The organism is Paenibacillus sp. LT-B23 (assembly GCF_059417685.1).
Genome location: NZ_JBSQBM010000006.1, coordinates 195,102 through 214,975, shown reverse-complemented (window position 1 = coordinate 214,975; position 19,874 = coordinate 195,102). Strand labels below are relative to the sequence as shown.

The window sequence follows — 19,874 nt, the reverse complement described above, 5'->3', positions numbered from 1 at the left end:
ATGGAAAAACAAGACAAGAGCGGATGTATAAAATCGGCGTCTGATTCTTTACACTGAATATCTACCGAACCTGCTTGCGGTACTGAAGAGGGGAGAGCCCAGTTATTTTTTTAAAGATTTTATTAAAGTGGGAAGCATGACCGAACCCGACATCCTCTGCAATATGCTGGATTTTATCTTTGGTGGTTCGCAGTCTTGTTTGGGCCGCCCTGACCCTCACTATGCGGATGTATTCGCTGAAATGGAAGCCAGTCAATTTTAAAAATATGCGGCTTAGGTAAGCTGGACTAATGAAGAAGCAGGCGGCCACTTGTTCGAGGGTTAACGGTTCATTGTAATGTTCCTGAATAAAAGAAGAAATTTCTGTGATTTTCTGATGCATGGGATGAGAGGAAACAGGTTCACTACGCTCGACTGCTTCCGATCTGTGCACCAAAATAAGCATTTCCAGCAGCAAATGCTGTACGCAACGGTCATGCAGAGGCTGCTTATTCCTGCATTCGGTATTCATCTGCAGGAATAAACGTTCAACCTCCACTTGCTCTCTCGCCGGTAGGCGAAGCAACGCGGATTGCTGATACGGCGGCAGATCAAGAATGTCATGATCCTGTAGTGGGAGAAATGTCGGGGAAAAATGAATCAAAATGCGCTCTGTTTCCTCCAATTGCGTACAGGCGGTAGAGTGCAAGTCATGAGGGAGGATGAATATCAGATCACCCTTGCGAGCGATGTATACCTTGCCGTTCATAAAATAGATGCGTTCGCCCCGCAGCAAAAAATACAGCTCGTAGCTCTCGTGAACATGAGGTCTTGGCATAACTGTGAAACCGGTACGGTAAATGTGATGAATGGAGAATTGCTGTTCTCCAATGACATATTTGTCGTCTTTCGTTTCATTCATGTGCTTCTTCCTTTGCAAGTTAAGATAAGTAAGCGCATTCATATATCAACAGTATATATGACGCCTGCCAACGGCGAAAGCAGAAAAGATTGATGAGCCAAACAGCTATCGTTGCGCTGTGAATACAGCTTGTTACAACATGGAAATCGGTGGATTTGTCTGTTTGGCAAGGAAAGGAGGTGAAAAGCACTGCCGGCTGGTGTGAAAGGGAATCTGAGGGGAGGAAATAGGATATGAGCAAGCATCGTATATGGAAAAAGGTGTTATGTAATGTGGTTGTGGGTTCATTGTTATTGACCTTATGCCCGCCACTGATCCAAGCGGAGGCTGGTGTCGGGAGTCAGGCGGCAGTTGGGACAGAGATGGCACAGGTGGCAAAAGTGGCTATGGATATTCCGGCGTTTCCCGGTGCTGAGGGTGGCGGTAAATATGTTACTGGAGGGCGTGGAGGGGAAGTATACGAGGTTACCACGCTGGCGGACTACGGCAAAGGTGAACAGACCATACCCGGTTCGCTTCGTGCAGCGGTCAGTTCCGGTAACCGGACGGTAGTTTTTCGGGTTGGTGGAACTATTCATCTTAAGGAGCCACTTAAAATCAAGGGGAACAACCTGACGATTGCTGGTCAGACAGCCCCTGGCGATGGAATTACTGTAAGCGATTACACGACCGGAATTGATACGGATAATGTTATTCTCCGTTACCTGCGTTTCCGATTGACCGACCGTTACCCCAGTGAGGATGACGCGTTGGGGGCCAGATACCATAAAAATATCATGATTGATCACTGTTCCTTTAGCTGGTCGGTGGATGAGGTACTTAGCCTGTATGACAACGTAAATACGACTGTACAGTGGTCCATTGCGTCCGAAAGTATGCTAATGACCACACACCAGAAAGGTCGCCATGGCTATGGCGGCATATGGGGCGGGCGGAATTCCACCTATCATCATAACTTGTTAGCCCACAATGCAAGCCGTAACCCGCGTTTTCCAACGGATAAAAAAGAAATTGACACTGTGGAAATGACCAATAATGTAATTTATAACTGGGGATTTTTCTCTTCATACGGTGGCGGTGAAGGATCGTATAATGTGCTGAATAACTATTACAAGTATGGTCCCAACACATATCGGGACGTTCGCAGTCAAATCTTTGTGGACGTGGGTAGTGAAAAATATAAAACACGTATGTTTATTGGTGGTAATTACATGTACGGCAACGAATCGGTTACTAAAGACAACTGGCAGCTTGGAACATCCATTGGGTCGATTATTGACCCTTCCACCCGCCTGGCGGAGCCGATTGAAGTCAGAGGGGAATACGACAACGGAATTTCACCGGATACGTATGGTCCATACCAAGCGACAGATGCACAGACTGCATATGCTGAGGTGCTTGCCAGGTCGGGAGCCACGCTGCCAAGAAGAGATGCGGTGGACGCCCGAATTATGAATGATGTGAAGAATGGAACGGGTGCATTTATCAACTCCCCGCGTGAAGCAGGGTGGATTTACGATGATTATAACGTAACCACGAAGGAGCTTTCTGACAGCGATCAAGATGGAATGCCGGATGAATGGGAACGTGCCAACGGGCTAGACCCCTATAATGCAGATGACCGTAACGGTCAGGAGCTGGCTGGTACAGGGGCGTATGCTCATTTTGCCAAGGGATACACCAATCTGGAGGTCTATTTAAATGATCTAATCGAGAAGCTGTCGGATGGAAATGAGGTAGATAACCCGGAGGCCGCTGTTCAGGTGTCGGATGCAAGCGGGCGTTCACTAAAGCATAACGATATTTTGGAAGCAGGACGTGATGCCAGATTAACAGCAACGGCCAAAGACAAAGATGGTATTGCTTACGTTGAATTTATCATTGACGGCGAACTTGCTGGTAAAGTAGAGACTGCGCCTTATCATCTCGATTGGAACCGTGTCACGGACGGTACGCATTATATTATTGCACGGGTGACAGACCGCAAGGGGACGGCTGCATTTTCCAATCCTGTTACCGTTCACGTCAACACGACTGCACCATCGGGAAGCTGGCTGAGTGAAGACATTGGCTCTGAGGGCCTCAGCGGGTATATCAAAGGACATACTCAAGTATTAAAGGATGACGAGAGCGGCAGCAGCATACGACTGAAATCGGCAGGAGACGTTGACGGCAAGGCTGATTTTTTCCATTATGCTTATCAGAAATGGGAGGGAGACGCCGAGATTACAGCCCGCGTGGAGCAGATTACACCTGTGGATGATCATGCCGAAGCGGGTGTAATGATTCGTGAATCGCTGAAGCCTGGATCAAAAATGGCTTTTATGTCTTTAGCATTTGTTAAATATGGTAAACAGGGTATTCTTATCAGTCGTGGTCAAACGGATGGTAACACCAATCGTGCGTCCATGAAGACTTTTATTACAGCGCCATATTCGGTTCGTCTTGTACGACAAGGACAAAAGGTTACCGGCTGGGTATCCTCGGATGGTGTGACGAACTGGGAGAAGGTTGGTGAAACTGTTATAGATGTGCCGAATAATCAGCCGCTATTGTTCGGGTTAGCTACTGATGCATCCAAACAACAAAACGATGTATGGAATTACAATACGTCGGAATTCAGCAATGTAGCCATCCGCAACCTGACAGACTCAGGAGGAACTCATCCCACTAGTGTGGTTGTATCGACCTATGGCCCTGCTGACTTTACATCTCTCCAGGCGGCTATTGACGCAGTCGCTGACGACAGCAATACAAGGACAGTTATCCATCTCAAAAACGGTACGTATCGTGAAAAAATAAAGGTGAATTCCTCCAAAAAAAATCTGAGCATTATCGGAGAAGATCGGGACAAAACGATCATTTCTTTTGATGATACGGCCAAAACCGTGGTGGACGGAAAAGAATTAGGAACAAGCAACAGCTACACGATGCGTGTGCAAAGTCCCGATTTTGTGTTGGAGAATGTGACGGTTGCCAATACAGAAGGAACCGGGCAGGTGCAGGCTGTAGCGTTATATGCCGAAGGTGATCGTGGTAAGTATCACAATGTCAAAATTACCGGCCTACAGGATACGTTGTTGGTGAACCGTGGCAGACAGTATTTTAAGGACAGCTACATCAGTGGCAGTGTAGATTTTATATTTGGCAATGCACCTGCCGTGTTTGATAATTCGATCATACACAGCCTGCGTGCCGGATATGTGACAGCAGCTTCAACAGAAGAGAACAAGCCGGGCTTGGTATTTATTCAATGTCGTCTGACAACAGAAAATGGCTTGACAGGCAAGGTGGATCTCGGACGGCCATGGCGCCCTTACGCTCATGTTACTTTTTTGAAGACCTATATGGATGACCATATCAAGCCGGGCGGCTGGAACAATTGGGGCAAGGAATCCAATGAGCAGACCGCAAGATTTGGAGAGTTTGACAACTTTGGGCCAGGTGCAGGAAGTAGCGGGCGTGTACCTTGGGCCAAACAGCTTACTGCCGATGAAGCAAGCCAGTACACCGTTGAAGCTGTTCTGAGCGGGACAGATCATTGGGATTGGCGTCTTTAAATTTGATGTTCAATGTTTAAGCGGGACACACGCTTCTAGCGTTCTGCCTCGCTTATTTGTGTGTTTTGCAATTATGCTGTTGATCGCTCTATTTCTCTCGATATTTAAAATATTTGTTTTTATGGTAAACACTAGCTATATTAAGTGAGAGATGTATTTTTATCTTTCTAGCCTTACATTTATTGCGAATTAAAATCTATTATTATGTTGGAGGTGTAAGGTATGGCACGTGTGTTGGTAGTGATCACACCTGCTGAAGGCCATGTTAATCCGTCATTAGGATTAGTTAAGCAGTTGGTCGACAGTGGGGAGGAAGTGGATTATGTGTGTACGGAGGAATACCGTACGAGAATTCAACAGACAGGAGCACAGATGATAACTTACCCTTTTGTGGATGATGCTTTTTCCAAAGACTCTGATTTAAAGCCAGCAGAATACAAACATCATTATCAATTTGTGTACATGATGGTTAAAGGTATGATTCTTCCGATTATTCCAGAGGTTTTGAGAGTTATAGAAAACAGGACTTATGATTATTTAATTTTTGACTCTTTGATGGGCTGGGGAGGCACGATTATTGCTGAGAAGCTGGGGATTCCTGCTATATGCTCTATCGCTTCTTTTGCTTTCGTAGAGCCTCTGGGGTCGGGGCAAGGCATGGATGAGAATGATCCGGAGGTGAAAAAGTTGTACACGGCTACGATGCAAATAACGCATCAATTGGCTAATGAGCTTCAGGTAGCCGCCCCGGCTATGGACGAGATCGCTCCTCATGCCGGAAGTTTAAAAATAGTTTACACAAGCCGCTACTTTCAACCGCAAGCCGAAAATCTGGATCACAGTTTTATTTTTACAGGTCCTTCTATTGTACCACGTAAAGACGCTCCATCTTTCCCGTTCGAACAACTTCATGTTCTGCATCCACAGGCGGTTTACATTTCGATGGGCACTATTTTGAATAAAGACTTGGAGTTTTATAAGCTTTGTTTTGCAGCATTTCACGATTTACCTGTGCAGTTTGTGCTGTCTTCAGGAAATTATACAGATATGGAGCCATTGGCAAAATGTATCCCTGACAATTTTATGATCAAGCCCTATATTCCGCAACTGGAAATGCTGCAGCATGTAGACGCTTTTATTACACATGCGGGGATGAACAGTACAAGTGAAGCCCTGTATTACAATGTGCCGCAGGTCATGATTCCTTTAACATCAGATCAGCCCATCGTCGCTAATCGGGTGCAGGAGCTGGGAGCGGGTGTTGTTGTGGATAAAAAAGAGCTTACACCCGCTACTTTGAGAGCTGCCTTATTAGAGGTTTTGAATCATTCAACCTATAAACAGCAGGCCTATGTGATTGGCGAATCATTACGTCAGGCTGGCGGGTACAGACATGCGGCAGATACCATTATGAGTCATTTCTCCACAATAGAAAAATAAGGTGCCAGACTATAGACTGTGATTCCTTTCTTGTAGAGCAGCCGATTTTTCAAACTCTAATTTTTTTGAAATCGCCAGAAGACCAAGGGAGCAGAGGATTAGGGCCAAACACACCCAATAGGTGTTTCGGTAACCCATCCATTGAGCGGTTAATCCGCCCATCAAGCTGCCCACCAGTCTCCCGATGGTTGTCGCATTGGAATACAGCGTCGAGGCGTACCCAGGAAGAGATGGCAACAAATCCTGCATGTAGCTGATGCCAATGGCCGAAATCACTGCAACAAAGAAGGCTAGAAGAAGCTGCCCCACTAATAACTGCCACATCTCCGTAGACATAAGGACGAGGAGATAATAGACGACCCCTGTTAAAGCCCCCCAAAATACAAGCAGACGGTTGGAGTATTTAGCAGCAAGTACGCCCAACATGATCATTAAAGGTATTTCTATAACTGCACAAATACTGGATACTAGAGCAACGTCATTCGTGTCCCCTTTTAAATTATGAATGATAAACAAGGAAATATTTAAACTGTTCATCCAGTGAGACACATAGAGCAGAGTAAGAACTGAAAACGGTATTAGAATTTCAATATTTTTATGTAATGTAATGTGATGAAGTGAAAGCTGGTCCTTACTTTTGAGCTGAGATGGAGGTTGCTTAATAAAACAGAATAGAAGAACAGCTATAAGTATAAAAATAGAAGTCGTCCCTACAAAAATACCTTTAAAACCGGTATGTGCAATCAGGAAAGACCCAAAGAGTGGCCCCGTGATAAAACCAAGGGAAAACATAGAACGAAGTGTTGAATTGGCAAAGGAATGATCTGCTGCTTCACTGCGATCAACCGCTTCACGTGCACTAGCAAATAACTGCGGCATTCCAGGTGCTCCCATGGCTGTGAAGACAGTCATATATACAAAAAGTACATAAAAATTTTGTATGACAAGATATCCTGCAAATGCTATCGCATTAAATAACGTACAAATCACTAAAATTTGTTTACGATCTAATCCAGTATCAGAACGTTTGGCAATAAGAGAGCTTAACCATATACCACAAATCAAAGTCACAGCTGTAAAAACACCAAAGGTTCCAACAGATACGCCAAGTGTAGTTGTAAAATATACAGCCAAAAAAGGTGCGCTTATTGATATGGCCATACCTTGCAATAGCATACAGATCATGAATAGCGGGTAGTTAGGGATAAAGAAAAGATTTTTAATACGCTTCATCATTTCATTTTTACACCCTTTCAGATTTAGAAGCAGAACCATAGTATCTAAACTATATATGACTTTAGTATAATATGTATATTTACATTGTATAAAACATTATTTGAAGCGGTAAACGAACTGCTTGATCAGTTCGTTTAATGGTCCGGCGGCCTTCGTAGGAAGGCGGTGATCGACTTTTTTAATAAAAACAAGTTCACTATTTGGTAATTGTCGGTGTAATATGTTGGCATATGGATGAAAGAGCTTATCATCTTCCCCATAAACGAGCAGGACAGGAAGATGGATTTCCCCAAGCCGCGAGGTACAGTTGTACTTCAAGCTGTATCGGTAATATTGTTCGACATTTCTGGAATTTCCCTGTTTCGCATCGTTGAATAATTCACGGAACAAAGAGAACTGTTTCGTTTGCGACCAAGCATTAGAAAGCGCAATCGTGCCGACTGCTCCGAGTTTGGAGAGTGCAATGCCCAAAGCAATTTTGTTTCTTAGCCGCCATTCGTTTACTTCCGACATTCCACTGATCACGATCCCTCCCCATGCCCGCTCCGGATAAGTCAGGAGAAATTCAAGCACGATCGAGCCTCCGGTAGAATATCCACACAAAAAAACTTTATCAATGCTCAACCGGTCCATCAACTGTTTAATATCCTGGGCGATTAGAGGGTAAGTAATCGTTTGTTCGGAAGGCTGACTCTTACCGTGTCCTCTGATGTCAAAAGCAATAGTTCGAAAATGAGGCGATAGCCCTTGGATTTGGCATGTGAAATTTAAGCTTGTGAGCACCGGGGGATGAATGAAGAGGATGGCGATTCCTTTTCCAGAATCAATATAATGCATCGAGTATCCGTTAATGTTTGTAGTAGTCATCGTTATACTCCCCGTCCTTTTAATGATTTTGGTCTTACTGTAAAAATAACTCATGATATAAAAACATTAGAGATAATTTGGCCTATTAGATCAAAAAAATTCATGAAATTATAACTTGATTTTCATGGGATCACCTTTTTTGTTTTTAACGCATATGGTTCGTCATGGGTAACAGTGAGCAAAGTGCGGTTTATGATGATCAACAGGAAGCAACTGTTGAGATAAGATAAATAACGGATTAAGTATGGAATATATCCTGATGTTTTGGCGAGGTTATACGGGGCAATGTATTTCTTGTCTCATTAATTATTTTCGGAACGAATACACGGCCAAAAACACTGCGAATTGTTGATATCAAAGACTGGATTCTGCAATTGGTGAATTTAAACTGAACAGGCACTAATAAATACCGAAGCAAAGCCCCGTTCTTATAGAACGAGGCTTTTTACATTGGATAGTATATGACCAAACTTAATCGAGTTAATGTTTCACCTGAATTATGATAGGTATGGGGTCTGTCCGCTTTGAAACGGATGGAATCACCACTTTTTATTGTATATTCAAGGTTATTTACACGGACGGTTAATTCTCCATCAAAGACAGTTAAGAACTCCTCTGTTCCCTCTCCGTGCGAATCAGAACTTAGGAAGCCGTTTTGTTCTATCTCGATTGAATAAACTTCAAAGCGTCTATCATCTTCAAAGGGGAAGTGGGGATAGACTCGATATTTTCCGTTGTCTTCCGTTAATATTTGAATTTCACTTCCTAAAATCACTTTTGTATCTGGCTGTGGATTATTTATTAATGAAGTAAAAGAAATCTTTAATCCATGGGCTATTTTCCAAATCGTTGTAATCGTAGGACTGGATTCGCCTCTTTCAATTTGACCGATCATCGTTTTACTTACTCCAGTGAGTTCTGCGACCCTTTCCAGACTTAATTTCTTATTCTCTCTAAAGGCTTTTAAGTTTTTGGCAATGATCAGATTGATCGTCTCCATAAATACCTCCTGTACCCGTGTACAATATAACGTCTGTATTGTACAATAAAACGTAAAACGTTATATTGTTCTTTTTGGACATTATAGCATACATCAAAGAGGGGGTTCCAAAGTGCCTTTATTATCGTTTTTGTTATATGTGTTTGTTACCAGCTTTACGCCAGGCCCCAATAACATTATGGCCATGCTCTTTGCTAATAAATACGGGTTTAAAAAGACAATTCGATTTTGTTCAGGAGTAGGTGCAGGTTTCTTTGTAATCATGTTATTGTGTAGTTATTTTAATCTTTTACTTGAAAATTTCATTCCCAAAATTCAATTTGTGATGACGATTCTGGGTGCAGCCTATATGTTATATCTGGCTGTAAAAATAATTACGAGTAAAAATAATGATAAAGACAATGATGGGGGCAAGAATAACAGTTTTCTAACAGGTATGCTTTTGCAATTTATCAATCCGAAAGGGATTTTATATGGTATCACTGCTATATCAACCTTCATCCTTCCATATCACCATTCAAATTTCAGCTTGATGATGTATTCGTTATTTCTAGCTTTTGTTGGTTTTATGAGTACATTCTGTTGGAGTGTGTTTGGCTCCGTTTTTCAAAAGTTCTTATCTAAGTATAGAAGTCAGTTTAATATATTAATGGCTTTGTTATTAGTGTATAGTGCAGTTTCGATCCTTGTAGAATGAGGGCATGCAAGTAATACAAACAGCCCCATTGAAGGAACTCTTCATTGGGACTGTTTTGTATTTAGGCAGATAGCCAATAAACAATGAGAACCCTGGAAATCCTGCACAAAGCTATCTTACATATGTTGTGGCCTGATTGCCGGCATAATCTTCAATCACGATCTTTAGCGAACTGGTACGTGAAGTGGGGGTAAAGGTTAGTTCACTTAATTTCGTTCTTCCCCGGACAATGTAAGGGAACTTTTTCGACACATAAGTCACGCCAAATTGCTTGGGCACATCGTTTTCGTATACATATAAATAATGCCAATCCTTCAAGGTTGGTAGAGCAAGCGTATACGTTGATCCGGTGACCGTTACATTCTCTTTTGCGTAAGGCTCTATCGTCGTGTCTGCGAGATGCCCGGTGTATGCTACAGGTGTATGATTGCCAATGGCGATACGTAGTGTGTAGCTATCACCGTTTGTGGGCAGATCGGTAAACGTAGCCGTTTCAGCGCCATTGTCCGCCGTAATGGTTTTATGAAATGCGGTGTCCGTATAATCGGTGGTCAAGGTTAATTGGACCGTTCCGTCCGCTTCAGAAGAGTTTTCCCACGTTACCGTAGCTTCACCGTTTTCTTTGGTTTCCACCTTAATCTGACTGACGGCGGCATTCAGATCATAGCTTAATCGAGCCGGTTCGCTTTCTGTTCCATCTGCCCCGACTGCGGTGAGCGTTAATTCACCAGATTGATCATTAAGGGACTTAATATAATAGGTTGAGTCGTAAATTCCCCCGATGTAGGAGCCGTTCTCATACAGATTGTATTGTTTGACTTTGGAGTAGTCCTCCAGTTTCCAGGCTACGATCATTTCGTTCGTATTGGTCAGTGCCTTGCTGATTTTGAATCCTGTCGGTGCGGCTGGTTTTCGGGCAGAACTGTCTGTTATTTTGATTTGGCCGATATTCATCTGATAGTTTTTGATTGTTGTATTCGCGTTATCAAAAGATAAACCGAAAGCTGCAATCGTTTTTCCTTTATAGGCGCTCAAATCCAAATTGCGGCTAACCCAGCCCATGGTTTGTTTACCAGAGTTAGGGATGCTGACTTTTACGACTTGGCCGGGGTTATCCTTGAATATAAGTCCGATACTCAGCACCGAGCTGTCATCGGAGGAAGGCTTATTGTACGTGATGGACAAGTTTGAATTCTTGTTTACCGACAGATCCGTTTTATACAGGCGTAAAAAGTTATCTGAATCCAGCTCTCCGTTAACGACGAGGGAACTGCCGCCCTGATAAGCGCCCACAGGCTGATAGGTAAACCGAGTGCCTTTGGTATAATTCGGGCCATAGTCATAGTCAACCGAGAGCGGTTTACCTTTGGTATCGAGCCACCATTGCCAAGTCACCGGGATATCTTGAATATTGATGTTGGACCATTCCTTGGGATTGGAGACGGCTCCATTCACCACATACTGCAAGCCATGTCCGGTATTGAAGCTGGTGTTAAAATGGGAACCACGGATGACAGAACGTTCGGCGATATATGCCGCGATACCGTCCCAGTTTGCGCCCGAAGCTTTTACATCAGACAAATCTACACTTGGGTTTCTTTGTGCACGGACGGGATTCTGATTCGGACCGGACCACCAGACACGGTCGCGGATAAAGGTCATCCATTGATACGCATTGTCAGCTCTGCGATTGGTGTCCTGTCCGCCAAACTCTTCATCCAGCGCATTATGTGTGAAATCTGCTCCCAACGTTGCGATACTGTTCATCGGCTGCCCGTTATCACCGATATTCAGACGAAGATCGTATTTTTGCTTCCATCTGCCGAAGTCACCGTTCCCGCCCTCAATACCGGCAAAAACGGTTTTAAGAGGGTTCAGGACCAATTGCTTGGCATGGTCGCGGGAGCTTTTCAGCTTCGCCTTGTCCCACCAATAATTCAGAAAAATAGAATCGGACACCTGTCCGTATTGCTTGTCTTTGACAAACGGGCTGTTCACGGCATTAAACTCATTTTGATAAGCAATTTTCCCGGTTTCGTTTACGGTGGAGTCGTACCATTGCATATACATGCCCTGATCCCGCAAGTATTTCATAAACTGTTTGTAACGGGGGATGTCCTCCGTAGCTACGCCTTTTGAAGCTTCCTCCTGGTTGATGAAGTAGCCGTCATAACCATAATATTTCGCCATTTCGATCAATTTTTTGGCTACTGGAAATCCACCCTGAGCATCCTGCACGAGCATTTGCTTATACGTTTGCGGTCCACGGTCATTATCCGAGAAAAAAATGCAGGCAATGGAGAGAACGCCGTTCTTGTGCGCCGCATTCGTATAGCCTGGATTGGGAATGTTCAGAATGCCGAACTCGAACCATTTTTCCGTCCAATCTTTTTGGGGATCGTATAGCTCTTCGGGTACATGGGCGGTAGGCATGCCATGCCAGTAGCCGTAATAGTCGGTATACTGCCAATAGTTAAACAAGTATTGACTGAATTTATTGGTATAGGAATAGCTATCAAAAAAAGCGTTTCCATAATCGCCGCTGAGTGTAAACATTTGCGTGTCAGGGCTTAAAGCAGGGTGAGCCTGTGTGGCTGCAAAAGAGCTGTTTCGTTGTTGCAGTGGGACACGGGCGCGAAGCATATCTCCATAGACATCATTGGTAGGAGTCCAGTCCAAAATATGTGAGCTGGCGTATCCATGCTGATAAGGCTGATTCGGCCCTTTGGCGCTTTCTCCTTCATACGGGAGGGTATCGCCTGCATAAACGGATGGAGAGAGTGTTTGGCTTAACAGGACGGAAGTCAAAACCAGAGCAGTCCATTTTAAAGCGAACTTGTACACCTTGTTGCGTTTCATAGCTCATCCCCCTAACGAGTATTTATCCCCCTAAAGATAATCAATAAAATTGTTTTTAAATAGAGGCTAAATTAAAGATATGACGTTTAAATTAAAGAAAATCATGCTTTTTATGAATGCGCTTACTTATTGCCTGCGAAGGACATGGTATACTCTATTTACGCATGAACGATTCTGGAGGGTTTATAGCATGAAAAGGGGCAAGAGATACATAGCTTATTTTAAAAATAACATGTTCCTGAGGATACTACTTTTGTTCTCCTGCATTGCCATTTTGTCGATTATTACGATTGCATATGTCACGTATGTATCCATTTCGCAATCCATTGTTCGACGGGAACTGGATACCCAGAAAGCAGCGATGGAAAGCGTTGATCGCTATATCCATCTCCGGCATGAATCCGTCCAGAACATGGTGCGAGACATGTACCGGAATGAGGCGCTCTCGATGAATGTTTCCTTTTTTATGGATCACGCGTATTCCGAATATGTACAGCACCGCATGGACGAAACGTACATGGAGAATCATGATTATTCAACAGATGTACTCACCTATTTTAAAAATTGGCTGGATGAAAATAGCGATATCAGCAATTTGATATTGTACAGTGCCGACCAGCAATATTTGTCCACCTTCAATGAGAACAAGCAATTCAAGCAATTCCCGGTGCATGCGGCGCGTTCCTTTGTACCGGATGTGATGGCTGCCGAAAGCAAAAGCGTTTCTGCTCCGAATTACTGGATTCGGAAGGCGGTCGATCAGTGGAGCCCCTCGTTATATTCGTTACAAGTCCCCATTAACAATAAGCAAACACTCAAAAATACCGGTCAGCTTCAGGTGTTTCTAAATTCCAAAAGTATCTCCAATGCACTTGCCAGCTACGGGAACAACCTGAAGGGGGAAATTATCGTTCTGTCCACCCATGGAACGGTTCTGTTCGATTCAAGGAATAACTATTACGGGAAAACGTATCCTTATGTCGAAGTGACCCGATCATTATATGACGATGTGGATTCCGATGCCGGGATCATTCAGGCGAAGCAAAATATGTACATCAACAAGCTGATTTCTCCGGACGAAGGATATGTCGTGATTGGGGCAGTCCCCAATGAGGAAATGGCTCAATCGTACCGGGGTATCCGTAATACGATTTTGACAATCAGTGCCATTTGTATTCTGTTTGCTGTGCTGTTCCCTGCCTTTTTCGTCATTAACTTTGCTAAACGAACGAATCGGATTATTAAATTCACCCGTCAGGTGAAAAATGGTGACCTCACAGCTCGTATCCAAGACCCCCAAGAGGATGAGCTGGGACAAATCTCTCGAAGCTTCAACGATATGCTGGACGAACTTAATCTATATATTGAACGGGTGTATAAAGCAGAGATCAAGCAAAAGCAAACGGAGCTTGTTGCCTTGCAGGCACGTATTCATCCACATTTTTTGTATAACACGCTTGAAGTGATACGTATGAGGGCGATTTCCCAGGGAGCCAAGGATGTAGGAGAAATGATTTATAGCTTATCGGTGTTGTTCAAAAGCCTGGTTCAGCAGAAAAAAATATACACGCTTAAAGATGAATTGGAGGCTTGCAGATTATATCTTGAGTTGTTCAGAATACGCTACAAGGAAAGGTTCAATTACACGATTACGGTCGACCCCGAGTTGTATACCCGTTCTGTCATGAAGCTGATGCTTCAACCCATCATTGAGAATTATATTGTTCACGGTATCCAAAGCGACCGGAATGATAATGTGCTGACCATTGATGTGCGGGAAACGGGGGAGGTTCTGCTGGTTGAGATCCGTGACAATGGGAAGGGCATTGAAGGGGAGCGTTTGAAAGAGATTCTGGAGGAACTGGAACGCCAGGAGGAAAACGGACAAATGTTTGGACTACGCAGTGTGCACACCCGACTTCGGTTTTTACATGGAGCCGATTACGGGATTGAACTGGAGAGCCGCAGCGGTGAGGGAACGACGATTCGGGTACGATGCCCCAACAGGGAAGGGATGGATGCCATATATGTATAAAGTATTTATTGTAGACGATGAGCCTTTTATCATTGAGGGATTATACGATATTGTGGATTGGACCTCTTTTGGGCTAGAAATTGTCGGACATGCGGAAAATGGATCTTTGGCGCTGGAAGCGCTGGCCTCCAGACCCGTGGACGTACTGATTACGGACATTTCCATGCCAACGATGAATGGTCTCAGGCTGATTCATGAGGCGAGAAAGCTGCATCCTGACTTGAAGGCGATTGTTTTGAGCGGATTTAATGAATTTGATTACTTGAAGGAAGGCATGAAGCTGGGCATCGAAAATTATCTTCTGAAGCCGATTAATGTGGAGGAACTGGAATCCACTTTATGCAATACAACGGAGAAGCTGGACAGGTCCCGGTTGGATCAACGATATGAGACGTTCGGGGTGCAGGTTCTCAAGGAAAATACGTTGTATCGTTGGCTGACAGGACAGATTGCGCCTACAGAATTTCAGGAACGTGCTGAATTGATAGGTTTTTCGTTAAATATCCCTTTCATGGAGGTAGCCGTGTTACGGACGGAGGGGGATTCGGCAGGAATGCATCAACTGTTAAGGCAGTACATTCAACACCAGCCCGATTTAACATTGTTTCGCGATGTTGATGCGGATAGTGTAATCATTGCCGCACTACCGAATTATGATGAGGACAGACAGGACTTGATAACGCTGCTGGAGGATTTTTCTGTTCAGTGGTCGACGGACGGGGAAGAAACAGTGTATATCGGGATAGGCAGCGCCGGTTCGCTTGCTGCAGCTCCACGCAGCTATAATGAAGCTAAAAAATCTCTGGAATATTTTATGATATATGATGACCGCCGGATCATTGACTATACGATGCTGGAGGAGGGCGAGGGCAACGCTGGCGAGACTTGTTCCATCGACTGGAAGGATTATGCGAAGCTGATTATAGCAAGAGACCTAGATGCGCTTACCGCACGGATTCAGAGTGATTTTGAGCAAATCCAGCATCTTGAAAGTGTTACCCCGGATGAATTGCGGAATATGGCGCTGGAGCTGGTGATCCGGTTCAAGATGGAACTGGAGAGCATCAAGCATTCCAATGAGTCGGAACGGTTTCAGCAGGGGCTTCACCAGATAAAATGCTGTACGACATTGGCAGAGCTGGTGAGTGCGCTTCAGCATGTGGCGACAGAGACGGTGAATTCACTGCTGCAAGATATGAAAAACCCTATCGTAAGTCAGGTGCTGTCCTATATCCATGTTCATTATGCCAAGGAGCTATCCTTAAAAATATTAGGATTCCAGTACCACCTTCATCCCGTTTATCTCGGTCAGTTGTTTCATAAGGAAACGGGCGAAACCTTTGCTGAATATATCAATCAATACCGGATTAAAAAAGCCAAGGAGCAGCTTAAAAACACCAATCTCAAGGTACACGAAATTGCGCGGAACGTGGGGTATTGGGAGACGGGATATTTTTATAAGCAGTTCAGAAAATATGTGGGCATTTCCCCGACAGACTATAAAGGATTGGGATAATAAATACCAGGTGTACATGGATTTCTTTAATTTGTACCTTGGTTTATTAAGTTTATCTTCTTTATGAAAGTGCTTACATTAGTTAAGGTTAACGTAGTTGCTTCATAAATGAGGATTTTGCAAAAATCCCATAAGCGACTTCCAATGAACAAGATATAGATCGAAATGGTTTAGTTCGTCTATATCTTGCACTTCGGAGCGACTGGAATCGAATTTTGCAAAATCCTGAAACAGAAATGAATGAAACGACAAGGTCAAATTCCATTTCATAAGGGAGGATCATACATGGGTAAAAGCAAAAGGAGCTACTCGTTTGTTCTGGTGATGTGTATGGTGTTGACGCTCATTCTCAGTGCTTGTGGAGGAAGCAGCGGTGGCGGTGAAACGACGAATGGAGGAGCGGAAAAGCCGGTAGAGCTGATCTGGTACACCATTGGTACACCTCAAAAAGATGTAGATCGGGTGATGGAAGAGGTTAGCAAGTATACCCAAAAGAAAATATACGCCACGATCAAAATGAAAATGGTCGATTGGGGCGACTACCCGCAAAAAATGCAGGTGAATGTGGCTTCGGGAGAGCCAATGGATATTGTATTTACGGCTTCCGGTGGCTTTGATTATGTGCAAAATGCCAGAAAGGGCGCATTCATGGAACTGGACGACTTGCTTGACAAGTACGGTCAGGATCTTAAAAAGACGATTGATCCTGCGTTTCTGGAAGGCTCCAAGGTGGATGGACATCATTATGGTATTCCTGCCAACAAGGAGCTTCCACAGCAAGAGGTATGGCGGTTCAACAAAAAATTGCTGACCCAATACAAGCTGGACCTTCCAAATGTCCGTTCGCTGGATAGTCTGGAGCCTCTGCTCAAAACCATTAAAGAAAACGAGCCCGGCGTAACAGCGTTTGGCATGGACAAAAACTATGTTCCCTACGTTCCATATGACTATATCATTCAAAACCTGCCGATGGCTGTCAAAATGGATAGCACGGATTATAAGATCGTAAACATTTTGGAAACGCCTGAAATGAAGCAGGCGCTGACGACGATGCATAAGTACTACAAGGCCGGGTATGTATCACCGGAAGCGGCAACCACAGGCTCCACCAATGATTTAACAACGTCTGGAAACTGGTTTCTGGATCGTGCGCAAACTCAACCGCTGGCCGATAATCTATGGTCTGCAAGCTACGGCTATCCGGTTATATCCACCCCTGCGAGCGATCCGATGGTGACTAATACGTCTGTACAGGGCTCCATTATGGCGATCTCGGCTAACTCGGCAAACCCCGAAAAGGCGATGCAGTTCCTGAACCTGCTGAATACAGATCCGGTATTACGTAATATGGTTGATTCCGGTATTAAGGGAGTGCATTACAAAAAAACAGATGGCCAGTATATCGAAAATCTGGCTGATTCCAAAAACTATGACATGCCTTCGTATTCGCTAGGCAACAATATGCTACTGTATCTGAATCCGAATGATCCGGCTGACAAATGGGAGCAATTCAAGAAGTTCAACTCGGAGGGGAAAAATTCTCCAATCCTAAGCTTCAACTTTGACAGCAGTAAAGTATCTACGGAGATGGCAGCGATTCAGAACGTCAAAGAGCAATTTTGGGCTTCACTGATGACAGGCACGCTGGACCCGGAAACGAATCTCCCGAAAGTGACTGAGAAATTCAAGCAGGCTGGTCTGGATAAGGTGATGGCGGAAGCGCAGTCCCAGCTTGATGCCTGGAAGGCACAAAACAGCAAATAATGCTTTAGGTCGTGAAATATAAGAGAGGATCGGGCGGGTGTAAGTTACGCCCGGTCTTTTTTCAATAGCTATTTTAGCTATTACAGATTGGGAGGGGATACCTATGGCCGCATTTTTCAGAAATGTGATTAAAAATAAAGTTATGCTGTTCATGGTGCTGCCCGGCGCTATCTGGTTCTTCTTCTTTTCGTATCTGCCGCTGGTCGGTACAGTGACTGCCTTCAAGCAATATCGTTTTAACAGGGAAGGATTCTGGGCCAGTATTTATACGAGCAAGTGGGTGGGCTGGGATAACTTCAAGTTTCTGTTCAATAACAACGATGCCTATGTCATCACGCGAAATACCCTTTTGTATAACCTGGTCTTTATTATTCTCGGACTTGTTTTTTCGGTAGCTATGGCTATTCTGCTCTCCGAGCTGATTAATAAACGATTAGCGAAGCTGTACCAGACAGGCATGTTTCTCCCGTATTTCCTGTCATGGGTCATCGTGGGCTACTTTGCATTCAGCTTTCTGAGCATGGATCGGGGGATGCTGAATCAAATTCTCGCAGGGTTTGGCATCGAGCCGATTCAGTGGTATTCGGAGGCCGCCTATTGGCCGTACATCTTGATTTTAGTCAGTCTATGGAAGGCGATCGGCTATAACAGTGTCGTTTATCTGGCTTCGATTTTGGGCATCGACAAATCCTTGTATGAAGCAGCCATGATAGATGGAGCCAGCAAGTGGCAGCAAATTCGTAATGTGACGCTCCCTTTGCTCTCGCCGATCATTATCATTATGACGCTGCTTGCAGTCGGACGGATTTTTTACGCGGATTTTGGTTTGTTCTATCAGGTTCCGAGAGATTCGGGCACCTTGTATTCGGTAACGAACGTCATCGATACCTATGTATACCGCGGGTTGAAAACGACAGGGGAAATCGGGATGAGCACAGCCGCAGGTTTGTATCAGTCGGTGGTTGGCTTCGTTCTCGTCATTCTATCCAATTATGTTGTGCGAAAAATAGATAAAGACAGCGCTTTGTTCTAAAAAAAGAGGAGAGGGGTGTGGACTGTGGCTTCTGGAAAAGAAAGAAAAAGACGGGATTTCCATCATATTTCACGGGGCTGGAATGCTGTTCTGAATGTGATAGCAGGGGTGTTCGCGTTCCTGTGTGTATTTCCCTTTTTGTTCGTCGTCATTATTTCCCTAACCGATGAGAAAACGCTGGCGCGTGACGGATATCGGCTGCTCCCGGCTCAATGGAGTCTGGAGGCTTATCGCTTCATATTTCGCACCAGTGATACGCTACTGCGCTCTTATGGGGTGACGATTGCCGTAACGGTCATCGGTACGGTGATCAGTCTCATTCTCATTTCGTTATATGCGTACGCCATTTCACGAAAGAGCTTTCGTTACCGGAGATTCTTTTCCATTTTTGCGATTTTAACCATGCTTTTTAATGGTGGAATGATTCCGACCTATATGGTCGTTTCCCAATTGCTCGGGCTCAAGGATACGATTTGGGCTTTGATATTGCCGCTGGCCATGAATGCCTTTTATATTATGATCCTGCGCACATTCTATAGCACCAGCGTGCCAGATGCCATCGTTGAATCAGCCAAAATAGATGGGGCAGGCGAGTTTTACACATTTTTAAAAATCGTGCTTCCGCTCTCTCTGCCCGGACTTGCGACTATTGGTTTATTTAGCACGCTTGGTTACTGGAATGACTGGTTTAATGCCCTGTTGTATATTGACAATCCCAATCTGGTGCCACTTCAGTCCATGCTGATGCGGATTGAATCCAGCATTCAGTTCATCCAGCAAAATTCGCAAAACAGCTCTATGAGTCTGGCTGCGCTTCAATCGATTCCGCAGGATACTTCGCGTATGGCGATGGTGGTACTGGCGACGCTGCCTATTATATTCGCTTATCCCTTCTTCCAGCGTTACTTTGTGCAGGGACTTACGGTTGGGGCTGTGAAGGAATAACAGGGAAGGAGAGGGCATGAA

The 19,874-nt window shown here is 44.4% G+C and carries 13 protein-coding genes; 8 read left to right on the top strand and 5 right to left on the bottom strand.

What is annotated here, in order from left to right:
- Positions 1 to 61 precede the first annotated feature (61 nt).
- Positions 62 to 901 (bottom strand): helix-turn-helix transcriptional regulator, encoded by an 840-nt coding sequence (locus ACWXW9_RS10290; protein WP_494929323.1) that lies wholly within the window; start codon positions 899 to 901, stop codon positions 62 to 64.
- A gap of 233 nt (positions 902 to 1,134) precedes the next feature.
- On the opposite strand from ACWXW9_RS10290, the gene ACWXW9_RS10285 reads away from it, so the two are divergent.
- The gene (locus tag ACWXW9_RS10285; RefSeq protein WP_494929322.1) at positions 1,135 to 4,461 is read left to right on the top strand and encodes a pectinesterase family protein; all 3,327 of its coding nucleotides are present in this window, start codon (positions 1,135 to 1,137) and stop codon (positions 4,459 to 4,461) included.
- A gap of 222 nt (positions 4,462 to 4,683) precedes the next feature.
- Positions 4,684 to 5,901, top strand: a complete 1,218-nt coding sequence (locus tag ACWXW9_RS10280) for a macrolide family glycosyltransferase (protein ID WP_494929321.1) — start codon at positions 4,684 to 4,686, stop codon at positions 5,899 to 5,901.
- 9 nt (positions 5,902 to 5,910) lie between these two features.
- Here ACWXW9_RS10280 and ACWXW9_RS10275 read toward each other — a convergent pair whose 3' ends face one another.
- The 3 genes from ACWXW9_RS10275 to ACWXW9_RS10265 form a co-directional block, all read right to left on the bottom strand.
- Positions 5,911 to 7,137: a sugar efflux transporter gene (locus tag ACWXW9_RS10275; RefSeq protein ID WP_494929320.1), complete on the bottom strand. Its 1,227-nt coding sequence runs from the start codon at positions 7,135 to 7,137 to the stop codon at positions 5,911 to 5,913.
- Between the two features lie 96 nt (positions 7,138 to 7,233).
- Positions 7,234 to 8,004 carry an alpha/beta fold hydrolase gene (locus ACWXW9_RS10270; RefSeq protein ID WP_494929319.1) on the bottom strand — a complete coding sequence of 257 codons (771 nt, stop codon included), beginning with the start codon at positions 8,002 to 8,004 and terminating at the stop codon, positions 7,234 to 7,236.
- Positions 8,005 to 8,449: 445 nt separating this feature from the next.
- On the bottom strand, positions 8,450 to 9,004 hold the full coding sequence (locus ACWXW9_RS10265) for a helix-turn-helix domain-containing protein (RefSeq protein WP_494929318.1): 555 nt from the start codon (positions 9,002 to 9,004) through the stop codon (positions 8,450 to 8,452).
- Between the two features lie 112 nt (positions 9,005 to 9,116).
- Here ACWXW9_RS10265 and ACWXW9_RS10260 point away from each other — a divergent pair, with 112 nt between their 5' ends.
- Entirely contained in the window at positions 9,117 to 9,701 is a 585-nt protein-coding gene (locus ACWXW9_RS10260; RefSeq protein WP_494929317.1) for a LysE family transporter, read from the top strand.
- Between the two features lie 111 nt (positions 9,702 to 9,812).
- On the opposite strand, the gene ACWXW9_RS10255 is transcribed toward ACWXW9_RS10260, so the two are convergent.
- Entirely contained in the window at positions 9,813 to 12,560 is a 2,748-nt protein-coding gene (locus ACWXW9_RS10255; RefSeq protein WP_494929316.1) for an endo-beta-N-acetylglucosaminidase, read from the bottom strand.
- Between the two features lie 190 nt (positions 12,561 to 12,750).
- Here ACWXW9_RS10255 and ACWXW9_RS10250 point away from each other — a divergent pair, with 190 nt between their 5' ends.
- The 5 genes from ACWXW9_RS10250 to ACWXW9_RS10230 all read left to right on the top strand — a co-directional run bounded on the left by ACWXW9_RS10250 (position 12,751) and on the right by ACWXW9_RS10230 (position 19,853).
- A complete protein-coding gene (locus tag ACWXW9_RS10250) occupies positions 12,751 to 14,595 on the top strand; it encodes a sensor histidine kinase (RefSeq protein ID WP_494929315.1) in 1,845 nt (614 codons plus the stop codon).
- Positions 14,588 to 16,111, top strand: a complete 1,524-nt coding sequence (locus ACWXW9_RS10245; protein WP_494929314.1) for a response regulator — start codon at positions 14,588 to 14,590, stop codon at positions 16,109 to 16,111. The genes ACWXW9_RS10250 and ACWXW9_RS10245 overlap by 8 nt, the downstream gene beginning before the upstream one ends.
- 285 nt (positions 16,112 to 16,396) lie before the next feature.
- Positions 16,397 to 17,875 (top strand): ABC transporter substrate-binding protein, encoded by a 1,479-nt coding sequence (locus tag ACWXW9_RS10240; protein ID WP_494929313.1) that lies wholly within the window; start codon positions 16,397 to 16,399, stop codon positions 17,873 to 17,875.
- Positions 17,876 to 17,978: 103 nt separating this feature from the next.
- On the top strand, positions 17,979 to 18,908 hold the full coding sequence (locus ACWXW9_RS10235; protein ID WP_014278236.1) for an ABC transporter permease: 930 nt from the start codon (positions 17,979 to 17,981) through the stop codon (positions 18,906 to 18,908).
- A 24-nt stretch (positions 18,909 to 18,932) separates the two neighbouring features.
- Positions 18,933 to 19,853, top strand: a complete 921-nt coding sequence (locus ACWXW9_RS10230) for a carbohydrate ABC transporter permease (protein ID WP_494929312.1) — start codon at positions 18,933 to 18,935, stop codon at positions 19,851 to 19,853.
- Positions 19,854 to 19,874: the final 21 nt, after the last annotated feature.

Coding starts and splice junctions, on each gene's coding strand:
- ACWXW9_RS10290 (WP_494929323.1), bottom strand. CDS start 901: ATGAATGAAACGAAAGACGACAAATATGTCATTGGAGAACAGCAATTC.
- ACWXW9_RS10285 (WP_494929322.1), top strand. CDS start 1,135: ATGAGCAAGCATCGTATATGGAAAAAGGTGTTATGTAATGTGGTTGTG.
- ACWXW9_RS10280 (WP_494929321.1), top strand. CDS start 4,684: ATGGCACGTGTGTTGGTAGTGATCACACCTGCTGAAGGCCATGTTAAT.
- ACWXW9_RS10275 (WP_494929320.1), bottom strand. CDS start 7,137: ATGATGAAGCGTATTAAAAATCTTTTCTTTATCCCTAACTACCCGCTA.
- ACWXW9_RS10270 (WP_494929319.1), bottom strand. CDS start 8,004: ATGACTACTACAAACATTAACGGATACTCGATGCATTATATTGATTCT.
- ACWXW9_RS10265 (WP_494929318.1), bottom strand. CDS start 9,004: ATGGAGACGATCAATCTGATCATTGCCAAAAACTTAAAAGCCTTTAGA.
- ACWXW9_RS10255 (WP_494929316.1), bottom strand. CDS start 12,560: ATGAAACGCAACAAGGTGTACAAGTTCGCTTTAAAATGGACTGCTCTG.
- ACWXW9_RS10250 (WP_494929315.1), top strand. CDS start 12,751: ATGAAAAGGGGCAAGAGATACATAGCTTATTTTAAAAATAACATGTTC.
- ACWXW9_RS10245 (WP_494929314.1), top strand. CDS start 14,588: ATGTATAAAGTATTTATTGTAGACGATGAGCCTTTTATCATTGAGGGA.
- ACWXW9_RS10240 (WP_494929313.1), top strand. CDS start 16,397: ATGGGTAAAAGCAAAAGGAGCTACTCGTTTGTTCTGGTGATGTGTATG.
- ACWXW9_RS10235 (WP_014278236.1), top strand. CDS start 17,979: ATGGCCGCATTTTTCAGAAATGTGATTAAAAATAAAGTTATGCTGTTC.